This is a genomic window from Streptomyces sp. NPDC005281 (genome assembly GCF_040607495.1).
In the GTDB taxonomy this organism is placed as follows: domain Bacteria; phylum Actinomycetota; class Actinomycetes; order Streptomycetales; family Streptomycetaceae; genus Streptomyces.
In genome coordinates this window covers 13197-30823 of record NZ_JBEXGX010000044.1, presented here as the reverse complement: position 1 = coordinate 30823, position 17627 = coordinate 13197, and the positions used below count along the sequence as shown (strand labels likewise).

At 70.2% G+C, this 17627-nt stretch carries 12 protein-coding genes; 11 read left to right on the top strand and 1 reads right to left on the bottom strand.

Annotated elements, in window-relative coordinates; all coding sequences use genetic code 11:
* Nucleotide 1: 1 nt before the first annotated feature.
* Genes ABZV42_RS37835 through ABZV42_RS37815 form a run of 5 tightly spaced genes read left to right on the top strand, consistent with a single transcriptional unit; the run spans nt 2 to nt 7156 of the window.
* Nucleotides 2-1285 carry an amidohydrolase family protein gene (locus tag ABZV42_RS37835; RefSeq protein ID WP_355987216.1) on the top strand — a complete coding sequence of 428 codons (1284 nt, stop codon included), beginning with the start codon at nt 2-4 and terminating at the stop codon, nt 1283-1285.
* Nucleotides 1282-2058: an alpha/beta hydrolase gene (locus ABZV42_RS37830; protein ID WP_355987219.1), complete on the top strand. Its 777-nt coding sequence runs from the start codon at nt 1282-1284 to the stop codon at nt 2056-2058. The genes ABZV42_RS37835 and ABZV42_RS37830 overlap by 4 nt, the downstream gene beginning before the upstream one ends.
* The gene (locus ABZV42_RS37825) at nt 2055-3521 is read left to right on the top strand and encodes a family 43 glycosylhydrolase (RefSeq protein WP_356056042.1); all 1467 of its coding nucleotides are present in this window, start codon (nt 2055-2057) and stop codon (nt 3519-3521) included. Before ABZV42_RS37830 ends, ABZV42_RS37825 begins: the two co-directional genes overlap by 4 nt.
* 60 nt (nt 3522-3581) lie before the next feature.
* A complete protein-coding gene (locus ABZV42_RS37820) occupies nt 3582-4544 on the top strand; it encodes an alpha/beta hydrolase (RefSeq protein ID WP_355987224.1) in 963 nt (320 codons plus the stop codon).
* Nucleotides 4541-7156 (top strand): family 78 glycoside hydrolase catalytic domain, encoded by a 2616-nt coding sequence (locus ABZV42_RS37815; RefSeq protein ID WP_356056040.1) that lies wholly within the window; start codon nt 4541-4543, stop codon nt 7154-7156. The genes ABZV42_RS37820 and ABZV42_RS37815 overlap by 4 nt, the downstream gene beginning before the upstream one ends.
* A 9-nt stretch (nt 7157-7165) precedes the next feature.
* Here the strand turns inward: ABZV42_RS37815 and ABZV42_RS37810 are convergent, their stop codons facing one another.
* Nucleotides 7166-7990, bottom strand: coding sequence for an IclR family transcriptional regulator (locus tag ABZV42_RS37810; protein WP_356056038.1), 825 nt, complete (start codon nt 7988-7990; stop codon nt 7166-7168).
* 123 nt (nt 7991-8113) lie between these two features.
* Here ABZV42_RS37810 and ABZV42_RS37805 point away from each other — a divergent pair, with 123 nt between their 5' ends.
* The 6 genes from ABZV42_RS37805 (at nt 8114) to ABZV42_RS37780 (ending at nt 17621) form a co-directional block, all read left to right on the top strand.
* Entirely contained in the window at nt 8114-9655 is a 1542-nt protein-coding gene (locus ABZV42_RS37805) for an ABC transporter substrate-binding protein (protein ID WP_355987230.1), read from the top strand.
* Nucleotides 9656-9760: 105 nt separating this feature from the next.
* Nucleotides 9761-10702: an ABC transporter permease gene (locus ABZV42_RS37800; RefSeq protein ID WP_355987231.1), complete on the top strand. Its 942-nt coding sequence runs from the start codon at nt 9761-9763 to the stop codon at nt 10700-10702.
* On the top strand, nt 10699-12684 hold the full coding sequence (locus ABZV42_RS37795) for a dipeptide/oligopeptide/nickel ABC transporter permease/ATP-binding protein (RefSeq protein WP_355987233.1): 1986 nt from the start codon (nt 10699-10701) through the stop codon (nt 12682-12684). Before ABZV42_RS37800 ends, ABZV42_RS37795 begins: the two co-directional genes overlap by 4 nt.
* Entirely contained in the window at nt 12681-13664 is a 984-nt protein-coding gene (locus ABZV42_RS37790; RefSeq protein WP_355987237.1) for an ABC transporter ATP-binding protein, read from the top strand. The genes ABZV42_RS37795 and ABZV42_RS37790 overlap by 4 nt, the downstream gene beginning before the upstream one ends.
* Before the next feature lie 122 nt (nt 13665-13786).
* Nucleotides 13787-15022 carry a family 1 glycosylhydrolase gene (locus ABZV42_RS37785; protein ID WP_355987240.1) on the top strand — a complete coding sequence of 412 codons (1236 nt, stop codon included), beginning with the start codon at nt 13787-13789 and terminating at the stop codon, nt 15020-15022.
* Nucleotides 15015-17621 carry a glycoside hydrolase family 78 protein gene (locus ABZV42_RS37780; RefSeq protein ID WP_355987242.1) on the top strand — a complete coding sequence of 869 codons (2607 nt, stop codon included), beginning with the start codon at nt 15015-15017 and terminating at the stop codon, nt 17619-17621. Before ABZV42_RS37785 ends, ABZV42_RS37780 begins: the two co-directional genes overlap by 8 nt.
* The last annotated feature ends 6 nt before the right edge of the window (nt 17622-17627 follow it).

The window sequence follows — 17627 nt, the reverse complement described above, 5'->3', positions numbered from 1 at the left end:
CATGACTGCCCAGCGCGTCCTCTTCGTCAACGGGGCTGTTTTCGACGGATCCGGAGAGCCGGCGTTCCGCGCCGACCTGGTGGTACGGGGCGACACGGTCGAAGCCGTGGTCGCCGGCGGCGGCGTGGTGGCGGAGCCGGGAGACCAGGTCGTCGACTGTGCCGGCAGGACGGTCATGCCCGGCATGATCGAGTCCCACTGCCACCTGACGTTCCCCTCGGCCATCGGACACATCGATCCGTCGTTCAACCCGCCGCTGGACGTCAGCTTCTTCCATCACATGCCGACGCCGGACGAGCACCTGGAGATCGCCAGGCGCAACGCCCGCATCCTGCTCGACCAGGGCTTCACCAGCGCCTACTCGGCGGGCTCGCTCACTCCCGTACCGACCGAGATCATCCTGCGGGAGCAGATCAAGGCCGGTGCCGCCGTCGGACCGCGCCTGCGCGCGGCCTCCTTCGAGCGGGACAACAACCCGGTGCAGATGGGTCCCGACGGTCCGCGCGAGAAGAAGACCGGCCCGGACGCCGTACGTGAGTTCATCCGCGAACAGGCGGATCTGGGCTTCGACAGCGTCAAGCTCCTGATGAGCAATGACGATGTCTTCTTCGCGGGCGGCTCGATGGTCACGCAGTACAGCGCCGAGGAGGCGCGTGCCGCCGGTGAGCAGGCCCGCGAGTCCGGGGTGTGGCTCAACTGCCATGCCCAGAACCCCGAGTCGATCAAGCTGGCTGTCGGCAGCGGCTTCCGCTCGATCTACCACTGCTCGTACGCGGACGAGGAGGCCATCGATCTGCTCGACGAGGCGAAGGACTCGATCTTCCTGTCGCCGGCGGTCGGCATCATGTGGGCCAATGTCCACGAGGGCGAGGAGTTCGGTATCGACACCGCGATGGCGGAGAAGATGGGCTCGGTGACGTCGCTCCAGGCGATGACAGAGCTCTACCCCGAGCTGCGCAGGCGCGGTCTGCGGGTGCTGCCCGGCGGCGACTACGGCTTCCCGAACAATCCGATCGGCCGCAACGCCCGCGACCTCGAACTGTTCGTGACGCTCTTCGGCTACACCCCGCTCGAAGCGCTCAAGGCCGCCACCTTCTACGGCGGTCAGGTGCTCGACATGCCGGTGGGCCACCTCGTCCCGGGCCACCTGGCGGACGTCCTCGTCGTGGACGGCGACCCGACCCGGGATGTCACGGTGCTCCAGGACGCCGACAACCTCGCCGCCATCATGCAGGGCGGCCGCTTCCACAAGCGGGCAGACCGTCTCGCGCTCTCCGTGGCATGAGGAGTCACCTCGGCGTCGAATACGGCGCGGTCCCCGGCTTCCGCCCGCTGGAACTCGACCTGCATGTGCCCGAGTTCTCCTCGGATGACGTGGAGCGCCGGGCGGCGGTCATCGTTCACGTGCATGGCGGCGGCTGGCGACGCGGCTCGCGCCGCCACCCGCTGCCGTGCCTTCGTGAGGAGTTCTACGCCGCGATGGTGCGGGCCGGGTTCGCGGTCGCCGCGATCGACTACCGGCTCAGTGGCGAGGCGATCTATCCGGCGGCTCTTGATGACGTCCGAGCCGCGGTGTCGGCGGTCGGCGCTCTGCTGGCCGAGCGTGGGGTGAGCGCAGGACCGGTCTTCCTGTGGGGTGATTCGGCGGGCGGCCATCTCGCCCTGCTGGCGGCGCTCACCGGCACGGAGGTGGCCGGCGTGGTGGCCTGGTTCCCGGTGACCGGCCTGGCCGCCATGCCCGGATCGTCCGACCCGGAGACACGCGAAGCCCTCTTCCTCGGCGCTCCCACCGGCTCGGTGCCGGACCTGGCGCGCGAGGCGAGCCCGATCGCCCATGTCCGCGCCGACGCGCCGCCCATGCTGGTCATGCACGGAGACAGCGACACGATGGTGCCGAACACCCAGAGCACGAGCTTCGTCACGGCGCTGACCGCCGCCGGTGGCACGGCCGAACTCGTCCTCGTACCCGGCGCCGGCCATTTCTGGGACGGTGCCGAGGACCCGGCCGCACTCCACCAGCAGGCGATCCGGTTCCTTCGCGACCTGGCGAAGACATGAGTCATCCGTTGTTGCCGGGCTTCAACCCGGATCCCAGCGTGGTGCGGGTGGGTACCGACTACTACCTCGTCACCTCATCGTTCGAATACCTTCCCGGGCTTCCGGTCCATCACAGCACCGACCTGCGCACCTGGCGTCAGATCGGGCATGTGGCGACCCGTCCCGGACAGGTCCAACTCGATCGGGTGCCGACTCCGGGCGGAGTCTGGGCGCCGACACTGCGCTACCGGCACGGTGTCTTCCATCTGATCGTGACCGTCTTCCTCGGCGGGCGCGGCTGTGTCGTCTTCACCGCGACGGACCCGGCCGGTCCGTGGAGCGACGGCGTGACGATTCCGGCGGTCGACGGCATCGACCCCGACCTCGAGTGGGACGAGGACGGCACGGCGATCGTCACCTTCGCGCGCCACCCCGATCCGATCCAGCAGGTGCGGGTCGATCTCTCCACCGGGGAGGCACTGGAGGTGCCGCGGGCGATCTGGCCGGGCAGCGGGCTGTACTCCCCGGAGGGGCCGCACCTCTACCACCGGGGCGAGTGGTGGTACCTCGTGGTCGCCGAAGGCGGCACCGATCGAGGTCACGCGGTGACGGTCGCCCGCGCACCACGTCCTGAGGGCCCGTTCGAGAGCTGCCCGGCCAACCCCGTTCTGACGGCTTCCGGCACCGGTTCGCCGGTGCAGAACCTCGGTCACGCGGACTTGGTCGAGACCGATGAGGGTACGGCGCTGGTCTGCCTCGGCGTTCGGCCCGTAGGACTGGCCCAGTCGTTCTCCCCGCTGGGGAGGGAGACCTTCCTGGGGACCGTCGACTGGGTGGACGGCTGGCCACGACCGCGGTTGGCCGACCTGCCGCCGTCGATGGAAGAGGCCGACTACGACTTCACCGAGGCGTCGGCGTTCTCCGATCCCGTGTGGATCGCGGTGCGCCGGCCGGCGACGGAGTTCGCCCGGACCGTCTCCGGCGGACTGCTGATCTCCAGTGCCGGAAGCACCGGGCTCGACGGGACGCACCCGGCGTTCCTCGGCCGCAGGCAACGGCACTTGACGGCCACCGTCGGCGCGGTGTTCGACGTGAGCGCGGGGGCCGGCGGCCTGGCCGTACGCAACGCGGAGGACAACAGCATCGCGCTGGAGGCGCGGACGAGCGCCGGGGGAGTGGAGATCACGGCGCGCGCCGTCGTGGCCGGTTTCGACCGGAGCTGGCACGCGACCCTGCCGGCCGGCGAGGTGGAACTGACCGTCACGATGACACCGCCGCCCGCCGACTTCTCCGCGGGAGCGGTCGGCGGCGACCGGATCCGCCTGACCGCCAGGTCGGCCGACACCGAGGTCACCCTGACGGAACTCGACGGCCGGCACTGGTGCTTCGAGACGGCCAAGGCGTTCACCGGCCGCGTGATCGGGCCGTTCGCGAGCGAGGGCCACGTGATCGTGCGCCGGCTGCACTACTCGGGACACGGCTGACATTCCATTGAATGGCACCGTGGCGTGACCGGGCGCACGGCTTCCGGAACTCTGCGATCCATGCCGATTCATCGTGAAGTTCTCAAGCGGTTGAAACTCATCGAGGGCGTGCCCGACATGCGGTCCTTCTTCGAGGATCCGCAGTACGCCGAGCGTCGTGCGGCCTACCAGTCCTGGCCGGACTACGAGGTGCCCGACCTGTCGGTACGCGACACCACGGCACCGGGCCCGCACGGCCCGGTGCCGGTACGGGTCTACGGGGAGCGTCCCGGCGCCGGCCCGCGGCCGTGCCTGGTGTGGATGCACGGTGGGGCGTTCATGATGGGCGATCTCGACATGCCCGAGGCCGACTGGGTCGCGCGTGAGGTGGCCGTCCGCGGTGACGTGATCGTCGTATCGGTGGACTATCGGCTGTGTCAGGACGGGGTCCACCACCCGGTGCCGCACGACGACGTGGTCGCGGCGGTGCGCTGGGTCCGGGAGAGCGCCGCCGAACTCGGGGTCGATCCGGACCTGGTGTCGGTCGGGGGAGCGAGCGCCGGAGCCAATCTGGCGGCCGGGGCGGCCCTGAAGCTCCGCGACGAGGACCAGCGTCCCCCGGCCTGCCTGATCTTCGCCTACGGAGTGGCCCACGCGGTCCTCCCGGCTCTGCCGCCGGAGCATCTCGGGCTGCTGGACGAACTGCCTGCGGAGATGCGGATGCCGCCCGCGATGCACCGGTTCTTCAACCACAACTACCTCGGCGGCCCGCTCAGCAAGGCCGACGGCTATGCCTTCCCGATACTCGGCGACCTGCGCGGCCTGTGTCCGACGCTGGTGCTCAACGGGGAGTACGACGACCTGCGGGTCTCCGGCGAGGGGTTCGCGGCGGCACTCGCCGGTGCGGGAGCCGATGTCCGCCAGGTGATGGTGCGCACCATGCCGCACGGCTTCTTGAACTGGGCGGCCACCTTGGAGCCCACCGCGATGGCGCTGGATCTCATCGCCTCCACCGTCCGTCAGGCCGAACGGACCGCGGCATGAGCGTTCCGGGTTCCCTCGCCGTCGAACATCTCGGAGACTCCCCGCTCGGCCTCGGCGAACGCTCACCGCGGCTCTCGTGGCGGCTTCCGGCCGGAACGGCGGCCCAGCAGGCCTACCGGATCCGCGCCGGGATCAACGCAGTCGAGCACGACACGGGCTGGGTCGAGGGTGCCGCGAGCGTGCTGGTCGCCTGGCCCTTCGCGCCGCTGGGCTCGGCGGCCGCCGTCGCCTGGCAGGTGCGGCTGCGGACCGATCGCGGCGAGTCCGCGTGGTCGGAGCGGGCCGTCTTCGAGACCGGGCTGCTCGACGCGAGCGACTGGTCCGCCGACTGGATCCGGCCCTACGAGCCCGAGGTCGCCGCACCCGGCCAACGCCCCGCCTACGAGTTGCGCCGCCGGTTCGTCGTCGACCGGCCCGTGCGCCGGGCCCGCCTCTACGCGACCGCGCACGGTGTCTACGAGACGTTCCTCGACGGCACCCGCGTCGGCGACGTCGAGCTCGCACCCGGCTACACCAACTACACCCGACGCCTCCCCGTCCAGGCCTACGACGTCACCGCCCTGCTCGTTCCCGGAGAGGTCGCGCTCGGCGCACTGCTCAGCGACGGCTGGTTCCGCGGCCGGCTCGGCATCTTCCGGGCCGCGGACCAGTGGGGCGAACACACGGCGTTCCTGGCGCAGTTGGAGGTCGAGTACGCCGACGGCACCACGGCCGTGTTCGGCACGGACGCCGGGTGGGAATCACGGGTCTCGACCGTGACCCGAGCCGACCTCATCGACGGCGTCACCGAGGACCGGCGTGGAGCTCGTGGGTCGACCGATCCGGACGCCGAATGGGACCCGGTAGAGGTTGCGGCACTCGGCTACGAGACGCTCATCTGGTCCCCCGCCCCACCGGTCCGCCGGATCGAGGAGCTGCGCCCGAGGTCGGTGGCCCGGGTCGGGGACCGTCAGGTCGTCGACCTGGGGCAGAACATCAACGGCTGGGTGCGGCTCGACCGGCTCGGCCCCGAGGGCACCGAACTGACCCTGACGCACGGTGAGGCGCTCGGCCCGGACGGCGATGTCACGACCGAGCATCTGAAGCCGGCCGTGCCGTTCCTGCCCGAGCCGCTTCCGGCCGGTCAGGTCGACAAGGTGGTCTCCGCCGGACGGGCCGGCGATTCCTTCGAGCCGCACCACACCACCCACGGCTTCCAGTACGTACGGATCGAGGGACACCCCGAGGAACTGAGTCCCGCGGATCTGACGGGCGTGGTGGTCCACACCGACCTGCGCCGCACGGGCTGGTTCTCGTGCAGCGACGAGCGGATCAACCGCCTGCACGAGGCGGCGGTGTGGAGCTTCCGCGACAACGCCTGTGAGATTCCCACCGACTGCCCGCACCGTGAGCGCGCGGGGTGGACCGGTGACTGGCAGCTCTACGTGCCCACGGCGGCCTTCCTCTACGACGTCGCGGGCTTCTCGGCCAAGTGGCTCGGCGACGTCGCCGTCGAGCAGGCGGAGGACGGCACCGTCGCCAACATCTCACCCCATGGTCCGATGGAGGGGCGGCAGGGTCCGACGGCGCCGTTGCAGGGCTCGGCCGGCTGGGGTGACGCCGTCGTGATCGTGCCGTGGGAGCTCTACCGCGCCTACGGCGACGAGCGGATCCTGGCCGAACTGTGGCCCGGCATGGTGCGCTGGCTCGACCGGACCGAGCGGATGGCCGCATCGGGCAGGCACCCGGCCCGCACCGGGCCCGAGGCACCGCACGAGCGATACCTGTGGGACACGGGATTCCACTGGGGCGAATGGCTCGAACCGGGCAACGACGTCGATGACTTCGGTGCCTTCCTGGCCCGCGACAAGAGCGATGTCGCCACCGCGTACTTCGCCCACTCCGCGCGGTTGATGGCACGGATCGCGGACGTGCTCGGCCGACCCGCCGACGCGGTTCGCTACGGCGAACTCGCGGAGCGCGTCAGGTCCGCCTGGCGCACCGAGTTCGTCACGGCGGACGGCACGCTGCGCCCTGCCACCCAGGCCAACCTTGTGCGCGCACTCGCCTTCGGCCTGGTGCCCGCGGAACATCGGGCGACCGTCGTCGAGCAGTTGGTGGAACTGATCCGGGCGGCCGGGACCCGTCTCGCCACCGGCTTCCTGGCGACGCCCCTCCTCCTGCCCACGCTGGTCGAGCACGGTCAGGCCGGCCTGGCGTACGAGCTGCTGTTCCAGGAAAGCCCGCCCTCCTGGCTGCACATGATCGAGCGCGGCGCGTCCACGGTCTGGGAGCGGTGGGACGGCATCGCCGACGACGGAACACCGCACGAGTCCCTGAACCACTACTCGAAGGGCGCGGTGATCAGCTTCCTGCATCGCTGTACGGCAGGTCTGCAACCGCTGGAACCCGCGTACCGGCGCTTCCGCGTGGCGCCGGTACCGGGTGGCCGCCTGACGTCCGCCTCGGCCGCGCTGGAGTCGCCGTACGGGCGCATCGAGGTGGCATGGCGGATCGAGACGGAGGGATTCCGGCTCGAGGTCACCGTGCCGCCAGGAACCTCGGCGGAGGTCGTCGTGCCGGGCGGGGCGGTTCGGCTCCTCGGTCCCGGCCGGCACGTCGTCACCGCCTGAGGAAACGGTTCAGCTCATCGTCGCGCTCGGCGCGCCCAGGGCACGTGAGATGCCCTGGGCGGCGGTGCGCACCGCGTAGCTGAGCCGGCGCGGCTGCGCTTCGCGTTCGGGAAGCAGCACGCCGATCGCGGCCACCGCCTCGTCGGTCTCGTCGAAGATCGGAGCGGCCACAGCCACCAGCGTCTCCAGTTCGGTGCGGCGGAAGATGGCGACCCGTTCCCTGCGCAGTTCCGCCAGGGTCCGGCGCATCGCCGCGGCCGGGATCAGCCGCTTGTCGGGCTCACTGTGCAGCGGCCGGGAGAGGATCTCTTCCTGGACGTCGAGCGGCGCGAACGCGAGGAGCGCCAGGCCCATGCCGGTCGCATGCAACGGCATCTTGCCGCCGACCCGGTAGTGCACCTTGACCGCGCTGTGGGCCGACAGGCGCTCGACCAGAGTCGCCTGCAAACCCTCGCGAACCGCGAGCTGTACGTGCTGCCGTGTGACGGCGCCGAGGTCGCTCATGAACGGCAGCGCGGTCTGGCGCAGCCCGTGCCCGCGGGGAGCCAGCGAGGCGATCTCCAGCAGACGCAGGCCGATCGTGTAGTAGCCCGCTTCGTCGCGTTCGAGGGCGCCCCATTCCAGCAGGCGGCCGGCCAGCCGCAGGGTGGTGCTGGTCGGGATGCCGCTCAGCCGGCTCAACTCGCGCAGGCTGAGCCGGCGCCGGGTCGCGTCGAACGTCGCCAGCAGTGCAAGGGCCCGGTCGACGACCGGTTCGCCCTGGGGTGGCCGCTTGCCCCGGGGCCGGGTGGCGGTGGGGACGGTTGCGGCGGTGGAGGTGGCGTCGTCGCTCACAGGACACCTTTCGGAAACACATTTCATTCAATGGCAATCATTGCTGACGGTTGTGAGGTGCGCCACCCATTCTTCTCGGCAAGTTGGGCGAAGGCCCCGACCTGGACATCCCAAGAGGCTTCGATGACTGGCTTCAACTTCAAGCGCCTGGGGGTCAGCGCGCTGACTCTGGCTCTGGTCGCCCTCTCCACGGCGGCTTGTGGCAACTCGACGAGCGGTGCCGGAGGTTCCCCGAGCAGCACGCTCACCCTGGGATACGACTCGGATCCGGCCCCCCAGGGCTACGACCCGCTGCTCTACGGCGCCGGCCAGCGCCTCTTCTACGAATCGGTGTACCAGTCGCTCTTCGCCGAGGGCGCCGACGGACAGGCCGTCCCGCAACTCGCCACCAGCTTCAGCTACAACAAGGCCAACACGCAGATGACGCTGAAGCTCAAGCCGGGCGTCACCTTCACCGACGGCTCCAAGCTCACCGCGTCGCTGGTCAAGCAGAACCTCGACCGCCGCAGCAACGCGAAGCTCCAGTCGTACTCGGGCTTCGCGAAGGGTGGCGCCACGGAGATCAAGGACGTGCGGGCCCCGAGCGCCGACACGGTGGTGCTCACCTTCGCGGCGCCGCAGGCCAAGTTCCAGACCGTCCTGGCGGGCGTGCCCGGCATGATCGTCGGGCAGCGGGCGATCGACGAGCCGAGCACGCTGAACCAGGGTCCCGACGGCTCCGGGCCGTACAGGATGACGACCGCGGTCAAGGGCAACAGCTACACGATGGCCCGGAAGGCGGGGGCCGGCGCGAGCACCTATCCGTTCCAGACGGTCGTATACAAGGACTACCTCGACAAGAACGCCCGTCTGAACGCCCAGATATCGGGCCAGACGGACGCGTCGATCATCGACACGTCGACCGCGAAGACGGCGGCGTCCAACAATGTCGCGCTCGTCAAGAACGGCGGCACGATGCTGGACGTCCTGGTCTTCGACAAGAGCGGCGCGACCTCGAAGCCGTTCGCCAAATCCGACGTCCGTCTCGCCCTGAGCTACGCGATCGACCGCCAGGCCTTCGTCGACACGGTGGCCAAGGGAGCCGAGCCCTCGGCCAACGCCTTCCCGAAGTCGTCGCCGGGTTACGTTCCCGGTCTCAACACGCAGTACGCCCACGACACCGGCAAGGCGAAGCAGCTCCTCGCCAAGGCCGGATACCCGAACGGCTTCTCGTTCACCATCACGGCGAGCCCCACCGACAAGGCCGACCTGGAGTTCCTTCAGAACCAGTTCAAGGCTGTCGGCGTCAACATGAAGGTCGATGTCACGAGCTCGACCGACCAGGTCTTCGCCGCGGTCAACACACAGCCGCTGGGATTCATCCCGCTGACGATGAGCAACGAGATCGGCATCACGGCCGGTGTTCTCGTGGGCGGCTTCGCCAACCCGCACAAGACGCAGGACCCGGCCATCGGCGCCGCCCTGGGCGCCGCGGCGAACGCCGGCTCGTCGGACTACCCGGCCGCTCTTCAGAGGCTGAACAAGGCGCTCGTCGACGAAGGCTGGCTGATTCCCGTCGCCGAGCAGTACGCGTACGTCGGCTACAAGGCCAAGACCCTCAAGGCCCCGGCCTTCCCCGGCACCGACGGCTACCCGCTGCTCAGCTCCTTCCAGCCCGTCGCCTGACGCTCTCTCCCCCCGGCCGGTGGCTCGACAGCCCCGGGGTGGGCCGGCGTCCTTCGCCCGCCCACCCCGGGCCGAACACCGATAAAGATGCGAAGAGGACCCCTCATGTTCACCTACCTCGCCCGACGCTTCGGGCTCGGAGTCGTCACTGTGCTGGTGGCGTCGATCCTGAGCTTTCTCCTGGTACACGCCTCCGGAGGAAGTCCCGGCGCCATCACCGCGGGGGAGGGGGCGACCAAGGCCCAGATCGCCGCCGAGAACGTCCGGCTCGGCTGGGACCGGCCACTGGTCGCGCAGTACGTGAGCTGGCTCGGCGACGCGGTCCGCGGTGACCTCGGCACCTCGCTGATCGACGGCCACACCATCTGGCCGGATCTGACCCAACGGCTGCCCGTCACCGCCTCGATGGCCGTCTTCGCGACGCTCCTCAGCGGGATCCTCGGGATCCTGGCGGGAGTGCTCGCGGCGGTCCGCGGCGGCCGCCTCGACCGCGTGATCACCATGCTGAGCGGGATCACGCTCTCGCTCCCGCAGTTCTGGGTGGGGATCGTCCTCGTCTATGTGATCGCGGTGAAGGGACAGCTCCTGCCGGCCACCGGCTACGTCGAGTTCACCACCTCGCCTTCGCAGTACTTCCAGAGTCTGACCCTTCCCGTTCTGGCACTCGGTCTGACGGGCGCGGCGATCATCGCGCGCACCACGCGAACCGGCATGGTCAACGCCCTGCGGCAGGAGCACATCCGCACCCTGCGAGCCCTCGGCACACCGGTCTGGCGGATCCGCTACCTCCACGCTCTCCGGTTCACCGGGGCCCCGGTGGTCGCCGTTCTCGGCATCCAGTTCATCGCCCTCTTCGGCGGCTCGGTGATCATCGAGCAGCTCTTCGCACTGCCGGGCCTCGGACAGGCCGCGCAGAACGCGATCAACACCCATGACTTCCCGGCGGTTCAGGGCGTCGTCGTCATCGCGACCGTGGTGGTGGTCGTCACCAACCTGGTCCTCGACCTCGTCCTCGCCACCCTCGACCCGAAGGTGCGTACCGCATGAGCGTCTCGACCGAGCCGGTCCAACTCCCGCCCCCCGCCGATCCGTTCACCCGCAGGCGCCTGCCACGCGGGCTGCGCGGTCCGGGCACGATCGTCGCCTCCGCATGGCTGGTGCTGGTCGTTCTCGCCTCGGCCACCGCTCGCTGGTGGGTTCCGTTCCCGGGAGACCACCAGGACCTCGGCCAGGTGCTCGGCGGTCCCTCCGCAAGGCACTTGCTCGGCACCGACGAACTGGGCCGCGACATCTTCTCGCGCATGGTCGCCGGCGGCTGGATCTCGATCGGTCCGGCGTTGCTCGCCGTGGTCGTCGCGTTCGGCGTCGGGGTACCGATGGCCCTGCACGCGGCGGAGCACGGCCGGCGGGTCGAATGGGGTTACAGCCGGGTGGCCGAGTTGCTCCTGGCCCTTCCCACCACGGTCATCCTGCTCGCGTTCGTCGGCTCGGTCGGCATCCACGTCTGGGCGATCATGGCCGTCCTCGGTCTGCTGCTCTCCGCGCCCGTCTACCGGATTCTGCTCGCGCTGGCCCAGTCGCTGCGTACGCGGCTCTACGTCGACGCGGCCAAGGCCGACGGGGTCGGTTCGTTCCAGGTCAACCTGCGCCACGTCCTGCCGGGCATGGCCACCACCATCGCCGTCCAGGCCGCCCAGCTCTTCGCCCTCGGCATCCTGATCGAGGCCGGGCTCGCCTTCATGGGCTACGGACCGGCCGTACCGACGCCCAGCTGGGGCGGGCTGATCGGGGACGCCCAGCAGCACATCTACGACGACCCGTGGATGATGGTGCCGACCGGCGTCGTCCTCGCCCTCACCGTGATCGCGGCCAACCAGATCGCCGACTCGCTGGCCGAGGAGCGCGACCGCACCGCGCCCGCCCGAAAGCCCGCCCGCCGACCGAGCCGCGCCGTCCCGACGCCCGCACGCGACAACGCGGCGAAGGCACATACGGAATCGGAGACACAGTCGGATACGGAGACGAGCGGCGCGCTGTTCGAGGTGCGCGACCTGCATGTCGGCGTCGTCGAAGGACCCGAGCTGGTGACCGGCGTCTCGGTCCGCATCCGGCCCGGCACGGTGCTGGGCCTGGTCGGCGAGTCGGGCTGCGGCAAGACGATGACGGCCCGGTCCCTGCTGGGGCTGCTGCCCGACGGCGTCACCGTGACCGGGGGCTCGATCCGTTTCGGCGGAAGGGACTTGGCCGCCCTGACCGAGAGGGAACTGCAAGCCGTTCGCGGCCGTGAGATCGCGATGATCTCGCAGGAGCCGATGGTCGCCCTGGACCCGATGTTCTCCGTCGGACACCAACTGACGCAGCCGATACGCCGGTTCCGCGGCGTCGGTCGTGGCGAGGCCCGCCGCATCGCCCTCGATCTGCTCGCCCAGGTGGGCATCGTCGACCCGGAGCGGATCCTGCGCGGCTACCCCCACCAGCTCTCGGGCGGCATGGCACAGCGCGTCTGCATCGCGCTGGCCCTCACCGGCTCGCCGAAACTGCTGATCGCCGACGAGCCCACCACCGCGCTCGACGTCACCGTGCAGGCCGAGATCCTCAGCCTGCTGCGGTCACTGGTGCGCACCGCGGACCTCTCCGTGGTGCTCGTCAGCCACGACCTCGGTGTGGTGGCCGACCTGTGCGACGACGTCGCGGTGATGTACGCGGGCCAGGTGGTCGAGTCCGGCACCGTCGCCGAGGTCCTCGACAACGCCGCGCACCCCTACACCGGCGCGCTGCTGGGCGCGAACCCCCACATTCCTAACGGTGCCGCGGTGCCGGGCCGACTGCCCTCCATCCGGGGCACGGTGCCGCCGCCCGAGGACTGGCCGCACGGCTGCCGGTTCGCGAGCCGCTGCGCCCTGGCCACGTCCCGGTGCCACGAGCCGGTCGCGGCGGCACCGGCACACGACGGCGGAACCGTGCGGTGCGTCCACCCGCTGTCGACGGCGACGACTGCCACCACGAGCGAATCCGGAGCCGCCCGATGAACCAGCCCGCCCTTTCCGTTCGCGACCTCGTCGTCCACTACGGCCGACGCCGCAAGAACCCTCCGGCGATCGACAACGTCAGCTTCGACATCGCCCCGGGCGAGACCCTCGGCCTGGTCGGAGAGTCCGGCTCGGGCAAGTCCACCATCGGCAAAGCCATCCTGGGCCTCCAGCCGGCCACCTCCGGCTCGGTCCTTCTCCACGGCGTGGACATCACCAAGGCATCGCCGCGGCAGCGCCGGGTCAGCGCGATCGACCTGCGGGTCGTCTTCCAGGATCCGTACTCCTCGCTCAACCCGGCCCAGACCATCGGCCAGACCCTGGTCGAGCCGCTGCGTGTGCTGCGTGTCCCCAAGCAGGAGCAGTGGCAGCGGGCGCGTGAGGCACTGGAGGCCGTCGGTCTGCCCGGAGACGCGATCGATCGCCACCCGGCACAGTTCTCCGGCGGCCAGCGGCAGCGGGTGGCCATCGCGCGAGCGCTGGTCTGCGACCCGAAGGTGATCGTGCTCGACGAGCCGGTCAGCGCCCTCGATCTCTCGACCCAGGCCCAGGTGCTGAACCTGCTGGCCGATCTGCGCGACCGGCGTCAACTCGCGCTGCTCTTCATCGCGCACGACCTCGGGGTGGTGCGGTTCCTCTCGCAGCGCGTCGTGGTGCTCTACCGCGGCCAGGCCATGGAGGAGGGCGGCGTCGAGGCGGTCACCCAGGAACCGCGGCACCCGTACACGGTGGCTCTCACCGCCGCCGCGCCCGTGCCGCACCCGGCCGAACAGGAACTGCGCCGCGCCGCTCGGGAGGCGCTCGGCATCGGCGCGGCGGGCACGGCGGCCGCGGCGCCGGCCGGCTGCCCGTTCGCGAGCCGGTGTCCGCTCGCGGTGGATCAGTGCCGGACGTCACGCCCACCCCTCGCCAGGGCGGGTGACTCGCTCGCCGCCTGCCACCGCGTCGGTGAGGTCCCCGCTCTGCTCACCACCCGCTGAAGACGACCGACATTGTGACGACCAAGCACGTCGACGACCAAGCACGTCGACGACCAAGCACGTCGACAACCAATCGCGTTTCTGACCAGACACGTTGACGACCAGACATGTTGGAGAGACTCATGCACCAGTTCCCCGCAGGCTTCCTCTGGGGTGTGGCGAGCGCCGGCCACCAGAGCGAGGGTGACAACGTCACCAGTGACTGCTGGTTCGCCGAGAACGTGACGCCCACCGTCTTCCAGGAGCGGTCCGGCAAGGCCTGCGACGGATGGGAGCGGTGGCGCGAGGACGTCGACCTCGCGGCCGCGATGAACCTCAACTCCTACCGGTTCTCGGTGGAGTGGGCACGCGTCGAGCCGGTGGAGGGCGAGTTCTCCACCGAGGCGCTCGCTCACTACGAGGCGATCGTCGACCACTGCCTCGCCCGTGGTCTGGCTCCGGTGGTGACCTTCCACCACTTCGTGGCTCCGCACTGGTTCGCGATGCGGGGCGGATGGCTGGACGAACTGGCGCCGGAGCGGTTCGCGCGGTTCTGCGACCGGGTGATGTCCGCGTTCGGTGACCGGATCGCCGCGGCCGTGACCATGAACGAGCCCAATCTGCCGCCGATGCTGTCCTGGGCGGGTCTGCCCGACTTCGTACGTGACCTCGAGCGCACCACGCTCGAAGCGTGCGCGCGGGCCGCGGGCGTCGACAGGTACCGGCTCACCAATGTCACCGTCGCCGAAGAGGCCGAGGCACTCTTCGCCGGGCAGGCGGCGGGCCACCGGACTGCCCGGGCCGCGATCAAGACCCGCCGCCCGGAACTGCCGGTCGGCCTGTCGATCGCCATGGTCGACGACCTGGTCCACGGCACCGACGCCACGCTGCGTGATCGCAAGCGGGCCGAGGTCTATCAGCCGTGGCTGGAGATCGCCCGCGAGGACGACTTCGTAGGAGTCCAGAACTATGAGCGGCACTACTACGACGCCGAGGGCGCCGTGAACACGGACGGCACGCCGGCGAAGGGCGGCGTGATGAACCGGACCGACCCGGCGTCGCTGGGCAGTTGTGCCCGCTACGCTCACGCCGTGAGCGGCGTTCCGGTGATGGTGACCGAGCACGGCATGCAGGCCGACGACGACAGCGAGCGGGCGGCTTTCATCGAGCCGTCGCTGGAAGGGCTCCAGGAGGCGATGACCGACGGCGTCCCGGTGCTCGGCTACTTCCACTGGACGCTGATGGACAACTTCGAGTGGATCTTCGGCTTCGGCCCCAAGTTCGGCCTGCACAGCGTCGACCGGGTGACCTTCGACCGTACGCCGAAGCCCAGCGCGGGGGTCTACGGCACGCTCGTCGCGGGCCTGCGCCATGGATGAGATCTCGGCGGTGCGGTTCGAGCACCGTGACGATCCGCTGGGTATCGGCGAGGAGTGCCCGCGGCTTTCCTGGCAGGTCGCAGGCCGGCCCGGCCGGCGGCAGGCGGCCTACGAGCTCACGATCGGCGAGGAGTACTTCCACGTCGAGTCGGCCGACTCGGTGCTGGTGCCCTGGCCGGCCGCGCCGCTGGCACCCCGGGAGGCCCGCGAGGTCCGGGTCCGTGTGATCGGCGCGGACGGGGAGGCCTCCGACTGGAGCGACCCCGTGGCCGTCGAACGCGGGCTCACGGCGAGCGAGTGGCAGGCGGCGCTCATCGAACCCGTTCGCGATGAGCGTGGTCCCGCGGCCCTGCTGCGCCGCTCGTTCACCGCAGAGGGTGAAGTCGTCCGCGCGAGGCTCCACATCACCGCTCATGGCGTCTACGAGGCCGAACTCAACGGTGAGCGGGTCGGGGACCACACCCTGACGCCGGGCTGGACCAGCTATCGGCACCGGCTGCGTCACCAGACCTACGACGTCACACGGTTGATCCGATCCGGCGAGAACGCCATCGGGGTCCAGGTCGCCGATGGATGGTGGCGCGGACGCGTGGGGTTCGTACCCGAGTGGCGGGACACGTACGGCAACTCACTCGGACTGCTGGCGCAGTTGGAGATCGAATACGTCGACGGGCGCCGCCAGGTGATCGCCACCGACGAGAGCTGGCGGTCGGCCACCGGGCCGGTCCGCGACGCGGATCTCTACGAGGGCGAGACGTACGACGCCACGATGGAGGTGCCCGGATGGTCCACTCCCGGGTTCGACGAGCGTGAGTGGGCCGGGGTCCGTCGCGGTGAGCGGGACCTCGCCACCCTCGTGGCGCCGACCGGGCCGCCGGTGCGCGCAGTTGAGGAGCGCACCGCGGTGGAGACGATCATCACGCCGTCGGGCCGTACGGTGCTGGACTTCGGGCAGAACATGGTCGGGCGTCTTCGTATCTCGGTACGGGGCCGCCGCGGCTCGAGGGTCACGATGCGTCATGCGGAGGTGCTCGAGCACGGCGAACTCGGAGTGCGGCCATTGCGCACCGCCGAGGCGACCGACCGCTACGTCCTGCGTGGTGACTTGGAGGGCGAGTGCTGGGAACCGGCCTTCACCCTGCACGGCTTCCGCTACGCCGAGGTCAGCGGCACCTACGACGAACTGGACGTCGTCGCGGTCGTGTACCACTCCGACATGCGCCGCACCGGATGGTTCGAGTGCTCCGAACCCCTGCTGAACCGACTCCACGAGAACGTCGTCTGGGGCATGCGCGGGAACTTCGTGGACATTCCGACGGACTGCCCGCAGCGCGACGAGCGGTTGGGATGGACCGGCGACATCCAGGTCTTCGCTCCGACGTCCTCCTACCTCTACGACTGTGCCGGACTGCTCAGTTCGTGGCTGGCGGATCTCTCTGCGGACCAGACCGAGGCCGGCGTCGTACCGCTGTTCGTGCCGCGGGTCGATTTCCCCGGTCCCTTCGCCGATCCGGCGCCGACGGCCGGCTGGAGCGACGCCGCGGTGATCGTGCCCTGGGTCCTCTTCCAACGCTTCGGTGACACGGGCCTGTTGCGCCGTCAGTACGCGAGCATGAAGGCATGGGTCGATGGTCTGACCGCCCTGCTCGGGCCCGCCAGCCTCTTCGACAAGCCGGCCATGCAACTCGGGGACTGGCTGGACCCGGCCGCGCCGCCGGACGCGCCGTGGCGTGCCGAAACGGACGCCCATCTGGTGGCCACCGCCTACCGGGCCCATGTCGCCGACACGATGGCCCGTATCGCCGAGGTGATCGGGGAGGAGGCGGACGCGGCGAAGTACACCGAACTCGCCGAAGGCGTACGCCAGGCGTTCCACGACGAGTTCGTCACCCAGAACGGCCGGATCGCCAGTTCGGGACAGACCGGCTACGCACTCGCCCTGCGGTTCGGCCTTCTGTCGGACGTCGATCAGCGTGTCCATGCCGCCGAACAACTCGTGCGGCTGGTGCGGGAGAAGGGCCACAAGGTCGCCACCGGTTTCCTCGGAACACCGGTGATCTGCGACGCGCTCACGTCCGCGGGAGCCGTCGACGACGCCTACCAGATGTTGCTCCAGACCGAATACCCGTCATGGCTGTACCCGGTGACCATGGGGGCCACGACGGTCTGGGAGCGCTGGGACTCGATGCTCCCGGACGGGTCGATCAACCCCGGTGAGATGACGTCGTTCAACCACTACGCCCTCGGTGCGGTGGCCGACTGGATGCACCGCGTGGTGGCGGGGCTCGCGCCGGACTCGCCGGGCTATCGGACCCTGCGCGTCGAACCACGTCCCGGCGGCGGGCTCACCTGGGCTCGTTCCGCGCACCGCACACCGTACGGACTCGCCGAGGTCGCCTGGGAACGCGTGGCCGGCGAGCTGCGCGTCAAGGTGTCCGTACCGACCGGCTCCACCGCTGTCGTCGTACTGCCCGGGGTCGAACCACAAGAGGTCGGCTGCGGGGACCATCGCTTCGCCGTGCCGTACGGAGACCCGGGAGACGACCCCGAGTGGCACCCGGCGCCGCCGTACGCTGTCGACGACCCGACGAGGGGCTGAACCGGA